Source organism: Citricoccus sp. (assembly GCF_035445025.1).
Classification (GTDB): domain Bacteria; phylum Actinomycetota; class Actinomycetes; order Actinomycetales; family Micrococcaceae; genus Citricoccus.
On the sequence record NZ_DAOMPX010000001.1, the window covers coordinates 136,022 to 153,029 of the forward strand.

17 protein-coding genes are annotated in these 17,008 nt (G+C 71.0%); 6 read left to right on the forward strand and 11 right to left on the reverse strand.

Annotated features, from left to right (window positions below):
* Positions 1–622 (reverse strand): hypothetical protein (locus PLJ28_RS00670; protein ID WP_324589820.1); only part of this gene is annotated, 622 nt, incomplete at its 3' end.
* Positions 623–763: 141 nt separating this feature from the next.
* The gene (locus PLJ28_RS00675; RefSeq protein ID WP_183530288.1) at positions 764–1,126 is read right to left on the reverse strand and encodes a DoxX family protein; all 363 of its coding nucleotides are present in this window, start codon (positions 1,124–1,126) and stop codon (positions 764–766) included.
* Positions 1,127–1,263: 137 nt separating this feature from the next.
* Here PLJ28_RS00675 and PLJ28_RS00680 point away from each other — a divergent pair, with 137 nt between their 5' ends.
* A complete protein-coding gene (locus PLJ28_RS00680; RefSeq protein ID WP_221243888.1) occupies positions 1,264–2,541 on the forward strand; it encodes a patatin-like phospholipase family protein in 1,278 nt (425 codons plus the stop codon).
* Positions 2,542–2,580: 39 nt separating this feature from the next.
* On the opposite strand, the gene PLJ28_RS00685 is transcribed toward PLJ28_RS00680, so the two are convergent.
* Positions 2,581–3,339, reverse strand: coding sequence for a M50 family metallopeptidase (locus tag PLJ28_RS00685; protein WP_183530289.1), 759 nt, complete (start codon positions 3,337–3,339; stop codon positions 2,581–2,583).
* A gap of 43 nt (positions 3,340–3,382) precedes the next feature.
* The gene (gene dnaB / locus PLJ28_RS00690; RefSeq protein ID WP_010144865.1) at positions 3,383–4,759 is read right to left on the reverse strand and encodes a replicative DNA helicase; all 1,377 of its coding nucleotides are present in this window, start codon (positions 4,757–4,759) and stop codon (positions 3,383–3,385) included.
* 620 nt (positions 4,760–5,379) lie between these two features.
* Between dnaB and PLJ28_RS00695 the strand changes: the two genes are divergently transcribed.
* On the forward strand, positions 5,380–5,508 hold the full coding sequence (locus PLJ28_RS00695; protein ID WP_255459801.1) for a hypothetical protein: 129 nt from the start codon (positions 5,380–5,382) through the stop codon (positions 5,506–5,508).
* A complete protein-coding gene (locus tag PLJ28_RS00700; RefSeq protein ID WP_183530291.1) occupies positions 5,498–6,112 on the forward strand; it encodes a class I SAM-dependent DNA methyltransferase in 615 nt (204 codons plus the stop codon). Before PLJ28_RS00695 ends, PLJ28_RS00700 begins: the two co-directional genes overlap by 11 nt.
* Before the next feature lie 99 nt (positions 6,113–6,211).
* Here PLJ28_RS00700 and rplI read toward each other — a convergent pair whose 3' ends face one another.
* The 4 genes from rplI to rpsF form a co-directional block, all read right to left on the reverse strand.
* A complete protein-coding gene (rplI, locus tag PLJ28_RS00705; RefSeq protein ID WP_183530293.1) occupies positions 6,212–6,676 on the reverse strand; it encodes a 50S ribosomal protein L9 in 465 nt (154 codons plus the stop codon).
* A gap of 30 nt (positions 6,677–6,706) precedes the next feature.
* Positions 6,707–6,946: a 30S ribosomal protein S18 gene (gene rpsR, locus PLJ28_RS00710; RefSeq protein ID WP_010144869.1), complete on the reverse strand. Its 240-nt coding sequence runs from the start codon at positions 6,944–6,946 to the stop codon at positions 6,707–6,709.
* Positions 6,947–7,152: 206 nt separating this feature from the next.
* A complete protein-coding gene (locus PLJ28_RS00715; RefSeq protein ID WP_183530295.1) occupies positions 7,153–7,728 on the reverse strand; it encodes a single-stranded DNA-binding protein in 576 nt (191 codons plus the stop codon).
* Between the two features lie 82 nt (positions 7,729–7,810).
* A complete protein-coding gene (rpsF, locus tag PLJ28_RS00720) occupies positions 7,811–8,122 on the reverse strand; it encodes a 30S ribosomal protein S6 (RefSeq protein ID WP_010144871.1) in 312 nt (103 codons plus the stop codon).
* A 239-nt stretch (positions 8,123–8,361) separates the two neighbouring features.
* Here rpsF and PLJ28_RS00725 point away from each other — a divergent pair, with 239 nt between their 5' ends.
* Positions 8,362–8,940, forward strand: a complete 579-nt coding sequence (locus PLJ28_RS00725; protein WP_183530297.1) for a DUF1697 domain-containing protein — start codon at positions 8,362–8,364, stop codon at positions 8,938–8,940.
* A gap of 41 nt (positions 8,941–8,981) precedes the next feature.
* Here the strand turns inward: PLJ28_RS00725 and PLJ28_RS00730 are convergent, their stop codons facing one another.
* Positions 8,982–10,346: a M18 family aminopeptidase gene (locus PLJ28_RS00730; RefSeq protein ID WP_183530300.1), complete on the reverse strand. Its 1,365-nt coding sequence runs from the start codon at positions 10,344–10,346 to the stop codon at positions 8,982–8,984.
* 99 nt (positions 10,347–10,445) lie between these two features.
* Positions 10,446–12,071, reverse strand: coding sequence for a glycosyltransferase family 87 protein (locus tag PLJ28_RS00735; protein WP_298043390.1), 1,626 nt, complete (start codon positions 12,069–12,071; stop codon positions 10,446–10,448).
* A gap of 242 nt (positions 12,072–12,313) precedes the next feature.
* Here PLJ28_RS00735 and PLJ28_RS00740 point away from each other — a divergent pair, with 242 nt between their 5' ends.
* Complete coding sequence (locus PLJ28_RS00740) at positions 12,314–13,399, forward strand: inositol-3-phosphate synthase (protein WP_010144875.1); 1,086 nt, start codon at positions 12,314–12,316, stop codon at positions 13,397–13,399.
* A 123-nt stretch (positions 13,400–13,522) separates the two neighbouring features.
* Entirely contained in the window at positions 13,523–15,277 is a 1,755-nt protein-coding gene (locus tag PLJ28_RS00745) for a formate--tetrahydrofolate ligase (protein ID WP_183530301.1), read from the forward strand.
* Here PLJ28_RS00745 and PLJ28_RS00750 read toward each other — a convergent pair.
* Positions 15,269–16,939, reverse strand: a complete 1,671-nt coding sequence (locus tag PLJ28_RS00750) for a tRNA nucleotidyltransferase/poly(A) polymerase-related protein (RefSeq protein ID WP_298043385.1) — start codon at positions 16,937–16,939, stop codon at positions 15,269–15,271. The two genes, PLJ28_RS00745 and PLJ28_RS00750, sit on opposite strands and share 9 nt — an antisense overlap.
* Between the last annotated feature and the right edge of the window lie 69 nt (positions 16,940–17,008).

Sequence of the window (17,008 nt, forward strand, 5' to 3'; positions counted from 1 at the left end):
CGGTGAAGTCGAAGGCCCCCGGGCCGTAGACGGCCCGGTACCGCTCGATCCAGTCCGGCAGCAGCCACACCCGGTGCAGGAACTGCACGTGCTGCGGCTGCCGCTTCATCGCCCAGGTGGCGAACACCAGTTCGGCGAGGTCGGACTCGATCAGGTAGGTGCACTGGCCGGCCGGCGTCATCCCCAGCATCCCCAGTCGTCCCGGTTCGACCATGTGGCACTCCAGGATGCTGCCCCAGTCCCACCAGAGCAGGCTGGTCGGGGTCCTCAGGTAGAACCCGAACTGGTTGACACAGAGCATCCCGCCCTCGAGATGGTGCCAGGACGGCTGCACCGCCCGGGCGGCGGCAGCCCGCCGTCGGGCGTTCCCCACGGCCCGGCCGAGCGCTGCCCCGGCGGTGATCGCCAGGCCCCCGCGGCCGGTGGCGAGGAAGAAGCCACCGTCATGGGCGTAGGACCCGTCCCCGCGCGCCTCCAGCGCATACACCGAGAACGGGGCGACGGCCACGATGCGGTTCTCCGGGTACGTCCCACCGACCGCGAAGTCCACGGGCACCGGGAGGATCTGGTCGAACTCGCCGTGGACGTGGGCATGGATGACCTGTGCCGTCCGCAGCAGCATCCGGTCCCGCTGCGACCACCCCGCTCCTGCGCCGTCGACCCCCATGTCAGCCACCCTAGGGGGCCGAAGGGGCACGCGTCGACGTTGTCCACAGGACCCCTGGCCTTCCCGGAGCGGGAGCCCCGGCCGCCTGCCGGCGGCTCAGCCCCTCGCGGCGTAGGCGACCAGTGCGCCGGCGAGCCCGACGTTCTTGAGGAACTGGATCCGCTGCGGCACTCGCCGGGCCGTCTCGGTCTCCTTCCAGAACGGGTGCCCGACCATCGTGGTGGCGAGCATCGACAGGCTCAGGCCGCCGGCCGCGGCCCGGGGCAGCACGCCGAGCGCCAGCGCCGTGCCCCCGGCGGCCATGGCCACGCCGTTCGCGCGCACGGCGAGCTCCGGTTCGGGGATCCCGGCCTGCTCGACGAGCGCCACCCGGCCACCCGGTTCCTTGGCGGCCTCGTAACCGAGCCAGACGAACGGTGCGGCGAGAGCGGCGCGGCCGAGGAACTGAACGGCATTCATGGGAACTTCCTTCTCTGGACGGCAGGGATGCGGGCCGGTGCCCGGACGGCACGGCCTCCAGCCACGGTAGCCCGACCGGCGTGTCCTGGCGCGACACCGCGAGGGGACCGGACACGATCACCCCTACGATCGGGGATGTGACCTCCCAGAGACGCCGCGTCGCGATCGCCTGCCAGGGCGGTGGCAGCCACACCGCCTTCACCGCCGGGGCCCTGTCCCGGTTCCTGCAGCCCGATGTCCTGGCCGAGCACCAGGTCGTCGGCCTCAGCGGTACCTCGGGAGGTGCCATCTGCGCGGCGATCGCCTGGTCGTCGCTGCTGCACCGCCGGCCCGGGGATGCCGAGCACCTGCTCCGGCGGTTCTGGACGGCGAACAGCGCGTCGAGCTGGCCGGACCAGGTCGTCAACGCGATGGTCCTGTGGGGCCAGCGGTTGTCCGAGACGGTGGCCGTCCCGGTCGTCAGCCCGTATCTCCACGCGGGCGCCGTGTGGAGCTCCGACCTCCTGCGGCGGCTGATCGACCAGACCGTGGACCTGGGGGCCGATCAGGAACTGGCCGCCGCCTCGATCAGTGACCCGATGCTCCTGGTCGGTGCCGTCGACGTCCTCAAGGGCGTGTTCCGGACCTTCGACAGCCGCGACGGCGAGATCTCGACGGACGCCATCCTGGCCTCGGCCGCCATCCCCACGATCTTCCGCTCCGTCCGCCTCGGCCGGAGCGTGTACTGGGACGGCCTGTTCTCCCAGAACCCCCCGGTCCACAAGCTGCTGGACTCCGAACCGGACGAGATCTGGGTGATCCAGGTCAACCCCTCGCAGGTCGAGGACGAGCCCACGACCGTGGGGGAGATCGCGACCCGCCGCAACGAGCTGTCCGGCAACCTCTCCCTGTACCAGGAACTCGGCTTCATCGAACAGGTCGACAAATGGCTGGCCGACGGCACCATCCGTTCTCATCGGGTCCGGCACATCACGGTGCGCATCCTGGAGATGCGGCGCACGGACGCCACTCGCGCCTGGGGCCATGCCAGCAAGCTCAACCGGGATCCCGCGTTCATCGACGAGCTGATGGAACTGGGTCGGCACCAGGCACAGGACCAGGTGGACGCCATGGCCCTGGAGCGCGCGTGGGGCGACGAGGACCGCGAACCGGGCTCGCTCATGGGCCGGTTCCGGCCCGGCGCGGTGGTCTCGAGCACCCACCCGCTGGCACCCCTGGAGGCGACGGCGGACCCCGAACGGATCCGGGGGTTCCTGGACGAGTTCGGCCTGCGGGTCGAGACGAGCCGCGCCCGGGTCTGCGAGGACGGTGCCCGCTGGACCGTGCACTCGGTCTCGGACCGCAGGATCAGCGCCCGCGTCCGGGCCTTCTTCGACGAGGGCCGCATCGCCCGGATGACCGTCTCCGAGGACTGATCCCCCGGGGTGGTCCGCCCGACCGGCCGGTGATGTCCCTCAGGCCGAGGGCCCCGGCGGACCCCACGGCCAGAGCAGCCACCCTCCGGCCAGGAGGCAGCACGCGCAGAGGAGCCAGAAGAGTCCGGTCCACAGCGCCGCCGGGACCCCGGTCAGCCGGGCCAGCTGGTCGACGTCGCTGTCCGGACCGCGCCCGGCGCCGGCCGCCCGGCCCAGGCCCCGGCGCCGGGCCCGGCGTCGCTGGCGCTGGAGTTCCACGACGGCCCGGGGCGCGCAGAGCAACAGCGACCACGCCACCACCTGTGCGACCGCGGAGAGGACGAGGGGCGAGGCCGCCCAGGACAGCGCGGCGACGGCCACCCCCGTGACGAGCACGACCCACAGCCCGTAGAGGTTGCGCACCAGCAGCAGCATCAGCGCGCAGAGCAGGACGAAGGACCAGAGCCAGGCGGCGGCGTAGCCGGCGCCCGCGAGCCACGCACCCGCGAGCCCGACGACGGCCGGGGCCGGGTACCCGGCGGCCAGCATCAGCACCATCCCGGGACCACGGGGACGGCCCCGGGACAGGGTCACCCCGGAGGTGTCCGAGTGCAGGCGGATGCCGCTGAGCCGGCGCCCCGAGAGCACCGCCACCGCGGCGTGCCCGGCCTCGTGCGTGAGCGTGGCCAGGTGGCGGACCGCCCGGTAGCCCGCCGGACTCCAGGCGAGCAGGAGGGCGAGGCCGGCCATGGCCAGGGCCAGCGGCCAGTCCAGGTCCGGCTGGGTGCTGGTCACGCGCTCCCAGAGCCCGGTCAGCACGTGGGTGCCGGCGCCCTCCGCGAGGGACCGGGGAGGCGGACCATCAGAAGCCCCCGGCGTCGGGTGCCATGTTCGAGAACCGCGAGTAGTGGCCCTGGAAGCCGACCACGATGGTCTTCGTCGGACCGTTACGGTGCTTGGCGACGATCAGGTCGGCCTCGCCGGCGCGCGGGGACTCCTTGTCGTAGATGTCCTCGCGGTGCAGCAGGATGACCATGTCGGCGTCCTGCTCGATGGAACCGGACTCACGCAGGTCGGAGACCTGGGGCTTCTTGTCCGTGCGCTGCTCGGAGCCACGGTTCAGCTGGGACAGGGCGATGACCGGGACCTGTAGCTCCTTGGCCAGCAGCTTGAGGGCACGGGAGAACTCGGCGACCTCCTGCTGGCGGGACTCGACCTTCTTGCCGGAACTCATCAGCTGCAGGTAGTCCAGCACCACGAGCTTGAGGTCGTGCTTCTGCTTCAGCCGCCGGCACTTGGCACGGATCTCCATCATGGACATGTTCGGCGAGTCGTCGATGAAGAACGGCGAGTCGTTCAGCCGCCCGACGGTGGCGGCGATCTTGGACCACTGCTCGTCCCGGATGGTCCCCTTGCGCAGGTCCTGCAGGGCGATCGTGGCCTCCGCGGACAGCAGGCGCATGGCGATCTCGTTCTTGCCCATCTCGAGGGAGAAGAACACGGTGGTCATGTTGTGCTTGATGGCCGCCGAGCGGGCGAAGTCCAGCGCGATCGTGGACTTGCCGACGGCGGGGCGCGCGGCGATGACGATCATCTGCCCGCCGTGCAGGCCCTGGGTCAGCTCGTCGAACTCATAGAAGCCGGTGGGCACACCGGTCATCCCCTCGCCCTGGGACCCGGCGGCCTCGATCTCGTCCACGGTGTGCTCGAGGATCCCGGACAGGGGGACGTAGTCCTCGGACTGCCGGGTCTCGGCGACCTTGTAGACCTCGGCCTGGGCCTCGTTGACGATCTCCTCGACCTCACCGTCCTGCTGGTAGCCCATCTGGACGATCTTGGTGCCCGCCTGGACGAGGCGGCGCAGGACGCCCTTCTCGCGCACGATCTCGGCGTAGAAGCCCGCGTTCGCCGCGGTGGGCACGGACTGGACGAGTTCGTGCAGCACGGCCGGGCCGCCGACGCGGGCCAGCTCCTGGCGCTTGTTGAGCAGGTCCGCGACCGTGACGGCGTCGGCGGGCTCACCGCGTCCGTACAGGTCGATGATCGCCTCGTAGATCATCTCGTGCGCCGGCTTGTAGAAGTCGTTGCCGCGCAGCAACTCCACGACGTCCGCGATCGCGTCCTTGGAGAGCATCATGCCCCCGAGCACCGACTGTTCGGCGACGAGGTCCTGCGGGGGAAGGAGGTTGGCCCGCGAGGAGCCGGTGCCGTCGGTGGAATCGAAATGCTCGAATGCCAAGTAGTTGATTCCCTTCCCTATGACCGGACGGCCCGGTAACTCCCCGCGGTGCGGTGTCCCTAGGAGCCCGTCGCATCGGGACCCCGATGCGACGGACTCCCCAGGCGATGCCAGCCGGATGTGCGCCATGAATCCTAGCCAATACCCGGCTCGTCCTGTGGGGGTACCACGTGAGACTACTCGCCTGCGGAACCCCGCTCAAGCACAATGTCCACAGCTTCTGTGGATAACGTGTGGATTCACCGGGTTGTGGTGTGCACAGAGTGGGGAAAACTCTGGGGATGCGCCCCCACCCTCGTCCACAACCCTTGTTTGACAAGGGCGTTTTCTTTTCCAGGCCTGTGGATAGAAAGGAATTTCGCTGGGGATTACTGCTGGGGAACTAGCATCCCGGTCCCTGGGAACGCAACTTCGCCCGCCAGTTCTTCACAGTTATCCACAGGCTATCCACATGTTTTGTAATTGCCGTTGTAGCCGACCACGCGCTCCCGGCGCACCTCCTGGACGCCCGTGGTTCACCGGGGTGTCACGTTCGTCACCCTCTCACCGGGCGGGTGATCCCGGGCACCGATCCCCCGCTTCACATTCCCTCGGCGGCGCCGGGCTGGAAGGATGGCCGGATGACGTCCCACGAGAACTCGACGATGCCCGCCGGCGTCCCGGTGGAGGAGCCCGCTCCCCACGCTCACCATTCCGTCCACAGGGCCGACGCCGCGGCCCTGGACCGGGAGGTCCGCCATGGCGAATGAGCACTTCGACACCGCGGCGGCCACCTGGGACCTCGAACCGGGCAAGGCGGACGAGGCACGCAGGCTGGCGGATGCCGTCGCCACCCGGTTGGCCCTCACCGGCCGGGAACGTCTCCTGGAGTACGGGGCGGGAACCGGACTGGTCTCCCAGGCGCTCGTGCCCCACATCGGCTCCGTGACCCTCGCGGACAGCTCCGAGGGCATGCGCCGGGTGGCCGCGGACAAGGTCGCCCAGGGCCTGCTTCCGGCCGGCACCCGGGTCTGGGACCTGGACCTGGAGTCAGGCGGCACCCCGGACGAACGGTTCGACCTGATCGTGGCCAGCCTGGTGCTCCATCACGTGCACGACATCCCCCGCGTGCTGTCCGGGTTCCGCAGCCTGCTGGAACCGGGCGGGCACGTGGCGATCGCCGACCTGGACACGGAGGACGGGTCCTTCCACGCCCACCTGCACGACTTCGACGGCCACCCGGGCTTCGACCGTCACCAGCTGGCCCAGTGGCTCGTGCGGGACGGATTCGAGGACGTCTCGGTCGAGGACTTCACCACGATCGACAAGGACGGCACGTCCTTCCCCGTCTTCCTGGCCACCGCCCGGCGGTGAACGGTCGGAGGCGAACGATCTGCGGTGGACGCGCAGAGGCCGGCCGGCTCCCCGAGGGGAACCGGCCGGCCTCTGCGGATGCAGAAGGTGACTAGGAGGTCACTTCTTCTTGGTCTTGGCGGCGACGACGTCCAGGTCGATCACGGCCAGGACGTCCTCGTGCAGGCGGACATGCGCCTGGTACCGGCCGAGCGCCTTGATGGCGGTCGGCAGGGTCACGGTGCGACGGTCGATGCTGCCCAGGCCGGAGGCCTCGACAGCCTCGGCCACGTCCGCGGCCTTGACGGCGCCGAACAGGCGGCCACCCTCACCGGCGGTCACCTCGAGCTTGACCGGCGTGCCCTGCAGCTTCGCGGCGAGGGCCTGTGCCTCCTCGAGGGACTTCACGGCGCGGGTCTGGCGAGCCGTCTTGATGGACTCGACCTGCTTCTCCCCGCCCTTGGTCCACAGGGTCGCGAAACCGCGCGGCAGCAGGTAGTTGCGGGCGTAGCCGTTCTTGACGTCGACGACGTCACCGGCGGAGCCCAGGCCAGTCACTTCCTGGGTCAGAATGAGCTTTGCCATCTGTATCTGTTCCTTCCTCGACTCGCGCGATCAGCCGCGGCCAGCGCCGGAGTAAGGAAGCAGGGCAACCTCACGGGCGTTCTTGATGGCCTGGGCGATCTTGCGCTGCTCCTGCACGGTCACGCCGGTCACGCGACGGGCACGGATCTTGCCGCGGTCGGAGATGAACTTGCGCAGCAGGGCGACGTCCTTGTAGTCGATGACGGTGATGTCAGCGGCCTTCAGCGGGTTGGACTTTGGTTTGGGCTTACGGATCTCAGCCTTCGCCATCGTGGTGCTCCTTCAATCGTCGGGAGCCCGCAGAACGGTTCTGCGGGATGGGATCGCAGGCGGCGGGTGGCCGCCTGCTGCCGCCGTACGGGAAACGGTTCCCGACGGCGTCCGGCGGGGTCCGCGCCCCTCAGGGCACCTCCCCGCCGGGGGGATCGGTGATCGGCTCAGGTCCGCTCACCGGAGGTGATTCAGTACTGCTCGGATCAGAACGGGGGCTCGTCGTTGCCCGGGGTGTCCCAGGAACCCGCGGAGGTGGAGGACCCACCCCACGGATCGTTGGAACCGCCACCGGAACCCCAGCCGGCGTTGCCGCCGCCCTGGCCCCCGGCGTTCCCGCCCTGGTTGAACCCGCCGCCCTGGCCGCCGCCGAAGCCGCCACCCTGGCCGCCGCCGCCGAAGCCCCCGCCGCCCCCGCGGCCGGACTTGGTGACCTTGGCCGTGGCGTACCGCAGCGAGGGACCGATCTCGTCCACGTCCAGCTCGTAGGAGGTGCGCTTCTCACCCTCGCGGGTCTCGTAGCTGCGGGCCTTCAGCCGGCCCTGGGCCACCACGCGGGTGCCCTTGGTCAGGGACTCGGCCACGTTCTCGGCCGCCTCCCGCCAGATCGAGGCGCGGAGGAACAGGGTCTCCCCGTCCTTCCACTCGTTCGACTGGCGGTCGAAGGTCCGGGGGGTGGAGGCGATGGTGAAGTTCGCCACCGCGGAACCGGACGGCGTGAACCGCAGTTCCGGGTCTGCCGTCAGGTTCCCGACGACGGTGATGATGGTCTCTCCGGCCATGGTGCCTCCTGTGGACTCTTCGGACGTTCTGGTCGCTGGACTCAGCGGGTGGGTGCGGCACCGTCACCGGCGCCGCGCGGGATCACTCCGCCTCTGCGGTGATCTTCTGCTCTTCCGGGCGGATGATCTTGGTGCGCAGGACGATCTCGTTCAGGCCCAGCAGGCGATCGAGCTCCTTGGAGGTGTCCGGGGTGGACGTGAAGTTGACGACGGCGTAGATGGCCTCGGTCTTCTTCTGGATCTCGTAGGCCAGGCGGCGCCGGCCCCAGAGATCGAACTTGTCCACGGTGCCGCCGTCCTTGGTGACGACCTCGAGGTACTTCTGCAGGGTCGGTTCAACGGTGCGCTCGTCCACTTCGGGATCAATCAGCACCATCAGTTCATATGCACGCATGCGAACCCACCTCCTTCGGGCTAGTGGTCACGGTCTTTCCGTAACAGGAGGTTCTGTGCGGTGGTTCCGCGCGGGATCCGTCATGGGACGGCACGCAGAAAACCTCGACCATCATACCCGCTGGTGGCAATGGTCCCGAACCAGGCCCCACTCTGCCGGGGGGCATCACCCGGCCGCCACGGCCCGGACCGTGACTGTGGACACTGGCACCGTGCCGGTCCGCTGTGCAGGATGGGACCATGGCCTCCGCCCCGCGTTCCGACCACACCCACGTCCTGTTGTTGCGGGGCATCAACGTCGGCGGACACGCGAGGGTGCCCATGGACCACCTGCGCCAGATCGCCACCGCGGCGGGCGCCCTCGAGGTCACCACCCACCTGAACTCGGGCAACGTCCTGTTCCACGTGGACCGGCGGCCGGGGCACGAGGCCGATGCGGACGCGTGGGACATCGCGTACGGGGTGGAGTCCGCCCTGGAGGCAGAACTCGGACTGGCCGTCGCGGTGATCCCCGCGAGCCGGGCCGACCTGGACACCGCCCTGGCCCTGCACGCGCAGCTGGCCTTCGCCGGCGGGGAGGGCAAGCTGACCCACCTGGTCCTGCTGGCCGAGCCCGCCGATCCCGAGCAGGCCGACGCGCTCGAGGCGTTCGACGCCGGTGACGACCGGTGCGCGGTCACCGGCAGGTTCGTGTGGGTCCGGTACGCGAACTCGTCCCGGACCTCCGCGCTCACCCTCGACCGCATCGAGCGGACCCTGGACACCCGGGCCACCGCCCGGAACCTGCTGACCGTCCGCAGCCTGGCCGCCGTCGGCTGACCCCGCAGGCGGCCACGCCCGCCCCGGCGGGACGGGCCGCCTCAGGCCCCGGTGAAGAACGAGCCCACGGCCGCGGCCAGGTACCCGGGGTCCTGGGCCCCGCACATCTCCCGGGCGGAGTGCATGGACAGCAGCCCGATGCCCACGTCCACGGTGCGGATGCCGAGCCGGGTGGCCGAGATGGGACCGATCGTGGACCCGCACGGCACCGCGTTGTTGGACACGAACTCCTGGAACGGCACTCCCGCGTGGGCGCACCAGCCGGCGAAGGCGGCGGCACCGGCCGCATCGGTGGAGTACCGCTGGTTGGCGTTGATCTTCAGCAGGGGACCGGCGTTGGGCCGCGGATGGTTCACCGGGTCGTGCCGCTCGGCGTAGTTCGGGTGGACCAGGTGACCGGCGTCGGCGGACAACAGCCAGGATCCCGCGAATGACCGCGCCGGGCCCTGTCCCGCGACGTCCAGCGCATCCAGCACACGGCGCAGCACGTCCTCCAGCACGGGGCCGGCCGCTCCCGAGCGCGATGCCGAGCCCAGCTCCTCGTGGTCGAACGCCGCGAGCACGGGGATCACCGGCGCATCGGCCGCCGGCGCCGGGGAGGGATGTGCCTCCAGCGCCACCAGTCCGGCGTGCACGGAGGACAGGTTGTCCAGCCGCCCGGAGGCGAAGAACTCCTCGGACGCCCCGAACAGTCCCGGTGCCTGGGTGTCCGCCATGACCACGTCGAAACCCCGGACCGCCCCCGGCTCCACCCCGGCGGTGCGTGCGAGCACGGCCAGGATGTCGGCCGGGGCGGTCCTGCCGCCGGCAGCGCCCCAGATCGGGTTCATGTGCTGCTGGCGATCCAGCGTGAGCCCGTTGTTCACGTCCCGGTCCAGGTGGATGGCCAGTTGCGGGAAGCGCGCCACGGGCCCGGTGGCCGCGAGGTGCTCGGTGCCGTCCTCGGTCACCAGCCGGCCCGCGAGGCACAGCTCCCGGTCCAGCCAGGAGTTCAGCAGCGGCCCGCCGTAGACCTCCACGCCGGCCTGCAGCCAGCCCTCCCGGCCGGTCGTCGGGCGGGGCTTGAGCTTGAACGTCGGGGAGTCCGTGTGGGCACCCAGGATGCGGAACACCGGCACGGCACCGGCCGAGCCGGCCCCGGACACCCGGGCCCCCGGGAGCCCGGCGCCCTCGGGAATCCGCCAGGCGATGACGGCCCCGTCCCGGACCAGGACATACCCACCGGGCTGCGCGGGGAAGTCCGCGCGTTCATCCACGCGGGTGTAGCCGACCGCCTGGAGGCGGCGTGCCACCTCGGCGGCGGCGTGGTAGCTCGAGGGGCTGGCCTGCACGAAACCGGCGAGGTCCTGCAGGTGGGGGTGGCCGGCCAGGGAGCCGGCGGGGGTCACGGAGTCCGGTGCGGTCATGGTCCTACCGTACGGTGCGGCCCTCCCCGCCGCGGCGGTCCCCGCACCTCACCGCCCTGCACGCCTCCCCGGTCGGCACGCCGCGCCGGCTCCCGCAGGTCACCAGGTCGTCCGGGCCGCCTCCCGGTGCCGCCTCACCAGCCACGGGGCACGGTCCGGGGCGTCGTCGTAGTGACCGCCGAGGGGGTCGTCCACGGGCAGCCGCTCCGCCTCGGTGGCGTCGAAGCCCAGGTGGTCCATGCGGGCCGCGGCCGCCTCCAGGCCCCGTCCTGAACCGGCGCCCGCGGCGGGCCGGGTCCAGATCCGCCCGCCGGGCAGCGAGGCCCGCACCGGGTCGTCCCAGGGCGCGAGCATCTGCTCGACCACGCGGCCCATGAGGTACAGGGTGGCAGCCATGTGCCCGAGGATCGCCAGGACGTAGAACGTGTCGTCCATGGAGTGCTGCACCTCGGAACCGGAGGCCCCCTTGGCCAGGTACATCCAGATCGCCCAGAAGTGCAGCACCTCGACGAATTGCCAGATCAGGAAGTCGCGCCAGCGCGGGACCGCGAGCGCCGCCAACGGGACCAGCCACACCACGAACTGCGGGGAATACACCTTGTTGCACAGCACGAACGCGGCAACGATCAGGAAGGTCAGCTGGGCCAGCCGCGGCCGGTAGCGGCAGCTGACACCGAGCGCGAAGATGGCCGCGCAGGCCAGGAAGAAGGCCCCGTAGGCCAGCAGGGACAGGTCCTCGGCACGGATCTCCGGTCCGCCGATCCGGCCCATCGTCACGTTCCAGGCGTGCCAGACCGAGGACAGGCCCGGGCCGCGTTCCCCGGAGAAGGTGAAGAACACGCTCCAGGCGGCGAGGTTGCCGATCATCATCGGCAGGTTGACGGCCAGCCAGGCGATCACCGTTCCCAGCGTCGCCCACAGGAACGGGGCCCAGCGCCGGGAGCGGACGGCCAGGATCAGCAGCGCCCCCAGGATGAGCAGGGGATAGAGCTTCATCGCCGCCCCCAGCCCGAAGAAGAGACCGGCCAGCAGGGGCCTGCGTCCGCCGAACAGCCACATGCCCACGGCCAGCAGCGCCACCGCCCACAGGTCCCAATTCACGGACCCGGCCAGGACGATGCCCGGCGCGACGGCCACCATGACCGCGTCCCAGGGCCGGCGGCCGGCGGACCTGGCCGTGACCACCACGGTCACGATCCACAGCACGGCCGTGAGGAGGAAGTTCACGTCCCAGTAGGCCAGCGTGGGGTTCAGGTCGCTGAACGGCAGCATCCTCGAGACCACCGCGGCGATCGAGGCCACCACGGACATCAGCACCGGGTACTCGAAGCCGGCCCCGGCCGCGAAGGGGGCGAAGGGGTCCTCGGCGAACCCGCGCCCGCCGTAGAGCGCGGCCCAGTCCGAGTAACAGCCGGCGTAGTAGACCTCCGGCTGTCCCCAGCCGCCCAGCCGGCACGGGGTCTTCAGCAGCACCGCGACGACGGCCGAGAGCGTGGTGAGCAGGATCATCACCCGCAGGGGCGTGAAGAAGGAGCCGCCGGTGCGTCCGGGGACGGTGTGCCGGCCCACCGGGCCGCCGAGCCCCTCCCGCAACCGGCGCACCAGCCCGTCCGTGCGCGAGGGCACGGAGGCGGGGACCGGAGCACCGCCGTCGGGACCTCCGGCACCGGTCCGGGACGGGGCCCCGGGGGTCCGCGGGCCGGGGGCCGGGGTGCGCAGGCTCATGGTGCCCATCCTAGGAGGGACCCGGCACCGGCCCTCCCCTGGAGAGGGCCGGGAATGCGGCGGCACGGACGGCGGTTGGACACCGATGCGGATGAACGTCGTCATCCGGCGTAAAGTGGATGGGGTCGTGCCCGCCCGTCACGGGCCGGAAGCACCCTCACTGCATCGACGTCCCGGACCGCCGGGGCTCGGTCCGCCGCGCCCGTGCGGCCGCAGGACCATCAGGACAACAAGGAGTACCGGTGTCGAAGAAGCCGATTCGTGTGGCCATTGCGGGCGTGGGCAACTGCGCCACCTCCCTGATCCAGGGGGTCGAGTACTACCGCAACGCCTCCGCCGACGAGCAGGTCCCGGGCCTCATGCACGTCCAGTTCGGTGACTATCACGTCTCCGACCTGGAGTTCGTCGCCGCCTTCGACGTCGACGCCAAGAAGGTCGGCGTGGAGCTCTCTGCCGCGCTGGTCGCCTCCGAGAACAACACCATCAAGATCGCCGACGTCCCGGCCACCGACGTGACCGTCCAGCGCGGACCGACCCTCGACGGCCTGGGCAAGTACTACCGGGAGACCATCGAGGAGTCCGGTGCGGAGCCGGTCGACGTGGTGCAGGTGCTCAAGGACACCGACGTGGACGTCCTGGTCTGCTACCTGCCCGTGGGTTCCGAGGAGGCCGCGAAGTTCTACGCCCAGGCCTGCATCGACGCCCGGGTCGCGTTCGTCAACGCCCTGCCCGTCTTCATCGCCGGCACCCCCGAGTGGGCGGACCGGTTCACCGCGGCCGGCGTGCCGATCGTCGGTGATGACATCAAGTCCCAGATCGGCGCGACCATCACCCACCGCGTCATGGCCAAGCTGTTCGAGGACCGCGGCGTCACCCTGGACCGCACCTACCAGCTGAACGTGGGCGGCAACATGGACTTCAAGAACATGCTCGAGCGCGAGCGCCTGGAGTCCAAGAAGATCTCCAAGACCCAGGCCGTCACCTCCAACACCTCCGCGCAGCTCAGCGCGGACGACGTCCACATCGGCCCGTCCGACTACGTGTCCTGGCTGGACGACCGCAAGTGGGCGTTCGTGCGCCTGGAGGGCCGCAACTTCGGCGATGCCCCGGTGTCCCTGGAGTACAAGCTGGAGGTCTGGGACTCCCCGAACTCCGCGGGCGTGATCATCGACGCCGTGCGTGCCGCCAAGATCGCCCTGGACCGCGGCATCGGCGGCCCCATCCTCTCCGCCTCGTCCTACTTCATGAAGTCCCCGCCCGTGCAGCACCATGACGAGGAGGCGCACGAGCTGGTCGAGGCGTTCATCCGCGGGGACATCGAGCGCTGACCCGGTCCGGGCGCCGAGCGCCCCACCGGTGCTCCGGAGGTCGATAGGACACGTCAGGCCCGGGTCTCCCGGGGGCTGACGCGTCCTATCGACCTCCCGTCGCGTTGTGGCAGGATCTGCCGCATGAACGACGCCGAGATCGCCGCCGCCGCCACGTTCCTGCCGGTCTCCGAGCTCGCCCGGCGGTCGGCGATCCCCGAGGATGCCCTGATCCCCTACGGGCATCACATGGCCAAGATCGACCCGGCGCGGCTGCCGCGGTCCCAGCGGACCCCGGGCCGGGTCGTGCTGGTCACCGGCATCAGCCCGACGCCGGCCGGCGAGGGGAAGTCCACCGTCACCGTGGGCCTGGTGGACGGGCTGAACGAGCTGGCCGCCCAGGCGGACGCCCCTGCGTGGTGGCGCGGCAGGACGGCGATGGCCGCCCTGCGCGAACCGTCCCTGGGCCCGGTGTTCGGGATGAAGGGCGGCGCCACCGGTGGCGGTCACGCCCAGGTGGTGCCCATGGAGGAGATCAACCTCCACTTCACCGGTGACTTCCACGCCATCACCGCGGCCCACAACCTGCTCTGCGCGCTCATCGACAACCACCTGCACCAGGGCAACACGCTGGGCATCGACCCGCGGACCATCGCCCTCAAGCGCTGCCTCGACACCAATGACCGCGCCCTGCGGCAGACCGTCATCGGCCTCGGCGGCCGCAGCCAGGGCGTGCCGCGGGAGAACGGCTTCGAGATCACCGTCGCCACGGAGACCATGGCCGTGTTCTGCCTGTCGCGGGACCTGGAGGACCTCAAGTCCAGGCTCTCCCGGATGATCATCGGGCGGACGCATGACCAGCAGCCGGTGACCGTCGGCCAGCTGGGCCCGAACGGCGCCCAGGGTGCCATGGCCGTGCTGCTCAAGGACGCGTTGAAGCCGAACCTGGTCCAGACCCTGGGCGGCTCCGCGGTGCTCATCCACGGCGGGCCGTTCGCCAACATCGCCCACGGGGCGAACTCGATCATCGCCACCAACACGGCCCGGTCCCTGTCCGACCTGGTGGTCACGGAGGCCGGGTTCGGCGCAGACCTGGGCGGGCAGAAGTTCATGGACATCACGGCCGTGGCCGGTGGCTTCCCCCCGGCGGCCTCCGTGGTGGTGGCCACCGTCCGGGCGCTGAAGATGAACGGCGGACTGTCCCTGGGCGAGGTGAACGCCGGCGCCACCGCCGGGGTGGCCGCCGGCACGGCGGAGACCGCGGAGCGGCGTCACCTGGTCGCCCTCGAGGCGGGGGTGGCCAACCTCGAGCGCCACGTGCAGAACCTGTCCGTCTACGGGGTGCCGGTCATCGTCGCCGTCAACCGCTTCCCGCAGGACACGGACGCCGAACTGTCCTGGCTCACCGACTGGTGCGGCCGGGCCGGCGTCCGGGTCGCCGTCGCCGAGGTGTGGGCCCGGGGCGGGGCCGGTGCCGTGGAACTCGCCCGCCAGGTCACCGAGGCCATCGCCGAGGGGACCGGCTCGTACCGGTCCCTGTGGACGGAGACCATGGATGTCGAGGAGCGCATCGACGCCGTGGTGCAGCGGATCTACCGCGGCTCCCACGTGGAGTACTCCGCCGAGGCCAAGCGCCAGCTGGCCCAGCTCACCGAGGAGGGGTGGGGCCACCTGCCGGTGTGCATGGCCAAGACCCAGTACTCGTTCACGGACGATCCGAAGGTCCTGGGTGCCCCCACCGGCTTCGGCATCACGGTCCGCGAGCTCGTGGTCCGGCCCGGCGCCGGGTTCATCGTGGCCCTCACCGGGGCCATGATGACCATGCCGGGACTGCCCAAGGCGCCCGCCGCGGACGTCATGGACGTGGACGCGGACGGCCGGATCAGCGGCTTATTCTGACGCCTCCGATGCCTCCGCCGCCTCGGGCTGCTCCGCCCACCAGCGCAGCAGCTCCGCGCGGGCCACGTCCTCTCCGTGCGGCCCCTCGTCCAGCCGCCACTCCAGCAGGTGCTTGTAGGCCCGGCCCACCACGGGCCCGGGACGGATCCCCAGGATCTCCATGACCTGCGTGCCGTCCAGGTCCGGCCGCACCGCGTCCAGCTGCTCCTGTTCGGTGATCTCCTCGATCCGACGCTCCAGGTCGTCGTAGGAGTGGGCCAGGCGCTCGGCCTTGCGTCGGTTGCGCGTGGTCACGTCCGAGCGCGTCAGGGCGTGCAGCCGGGGCAGCAGCGGGCCCGCGTCGGTGATGTACCGGCGCACCGCCGAGTCCGTCCAGCCGGCGTCGCCGTAGCCGTAGAACCGCATGTGCAGCTCCACCAGCCGTGCCACCGCCTTGATGGTGTCGTTGTCGAACTTCAGGGCCCGCATCCGCTGCTTGACCAGCTTGGCCCCCACCACGTCGTGGTGGCGGAAGGAGACCGCCCCGTTCGGTTCGAACCGCCGGGTCCCCGGCTTGCCGACGTCGTGCATCAGTGCCGCGAAGCGCAGGACGAAGTCCGGCGCGGGAACGTAGGTCCCCGACGGCGGCTCGAACTCCCGGTCCTCGGCCTCGCCGTCCGCTGCAGCCGGTTCCCGCCCCGCCCGTTCGGCGTCCCACTGCTCCCGGAGCCGCGCAGGGTACTCGTGGTCGATGGCCTGCTCCAGGACCGTCAGCGAGTGGTCGTAGACGTCCTTGTGGCGGTGGTGCTCGTCCGTCTCCAGCCGCAGGGCCGGCAGTTCCGGCAGCACGTGGTCGGCCAGGCCGGTGTCCACGAGCAGGTCGAGGCCGGCCCGGGGATGGGCGCCGTTGACGAGCTTGACCAGTTCCTCGCGCACGCGCTCGGCCGAGATGATGGAGATCCGCTCGGACATCGCGGTCATCGCCGCGACCACGGAGTCGTCCACGCCGATGCCCAGCTGGGAGGCGAACCGGGCCGCCCGCATCATGCGCAGCGGGTCGTCCGAGAAGGAGTCCTCGGGGGTCCCGGGGGTCCGCAGCCGGCCCGCCGCCAGGTCCCGCACCCCGCCGAAGGGGTCCACCAGCTCCAGGGCCGGCAACCGGATGGCCATCGCGTTGACCGTGAAGTCGCGGCGCAGCAGGTCGTCCTCGAGCGAGTCGCCGAAGGCCACCTGCGGCTTGCGGGAGTCCGGGTCGTACTGTTCGGCGCGGTAGGTGGTGACCTCCAGCTGCCAGCCGTCCTTCGCGAAGCCGATGGTGCCGAAGCGCCGGCCGATGTCCCAGTGCGCGTCCGCCCAGCGCCGGCCGATCCGCAGGGTGGTGTCCGGGTCGGCGTCCGTGGTGAAGTCCAGGTCCGGGGACACCCTGCCCAGGAACAGGTCGCGCACCGGTCCACCGACCAGGGACAGCTCGTGGCCGGCCTCCGCGAACAGCCGGCCGAGTCCGAGCACCACGCCCGGCAGCCTCGCACCGGTGGGGAAGCCGGCGGGCAGGTCGACGTCGGCCGTGGAGACCGCCGGGCCCGGTCCGGTGGCGCGGCCGGTGCCGGCGGTCGTGGCGGACGGGGTCACGGGTGGCGTCGCGGGCGCGCCGGACAGGGGCTGGGATGCTGCAGAGGGATTCATCGTGTGGTTAAGGGTGCCAGATCCCACGCCCGGATCCGACACTCCGGAACGCGCCCGCGCGGGGCCGCT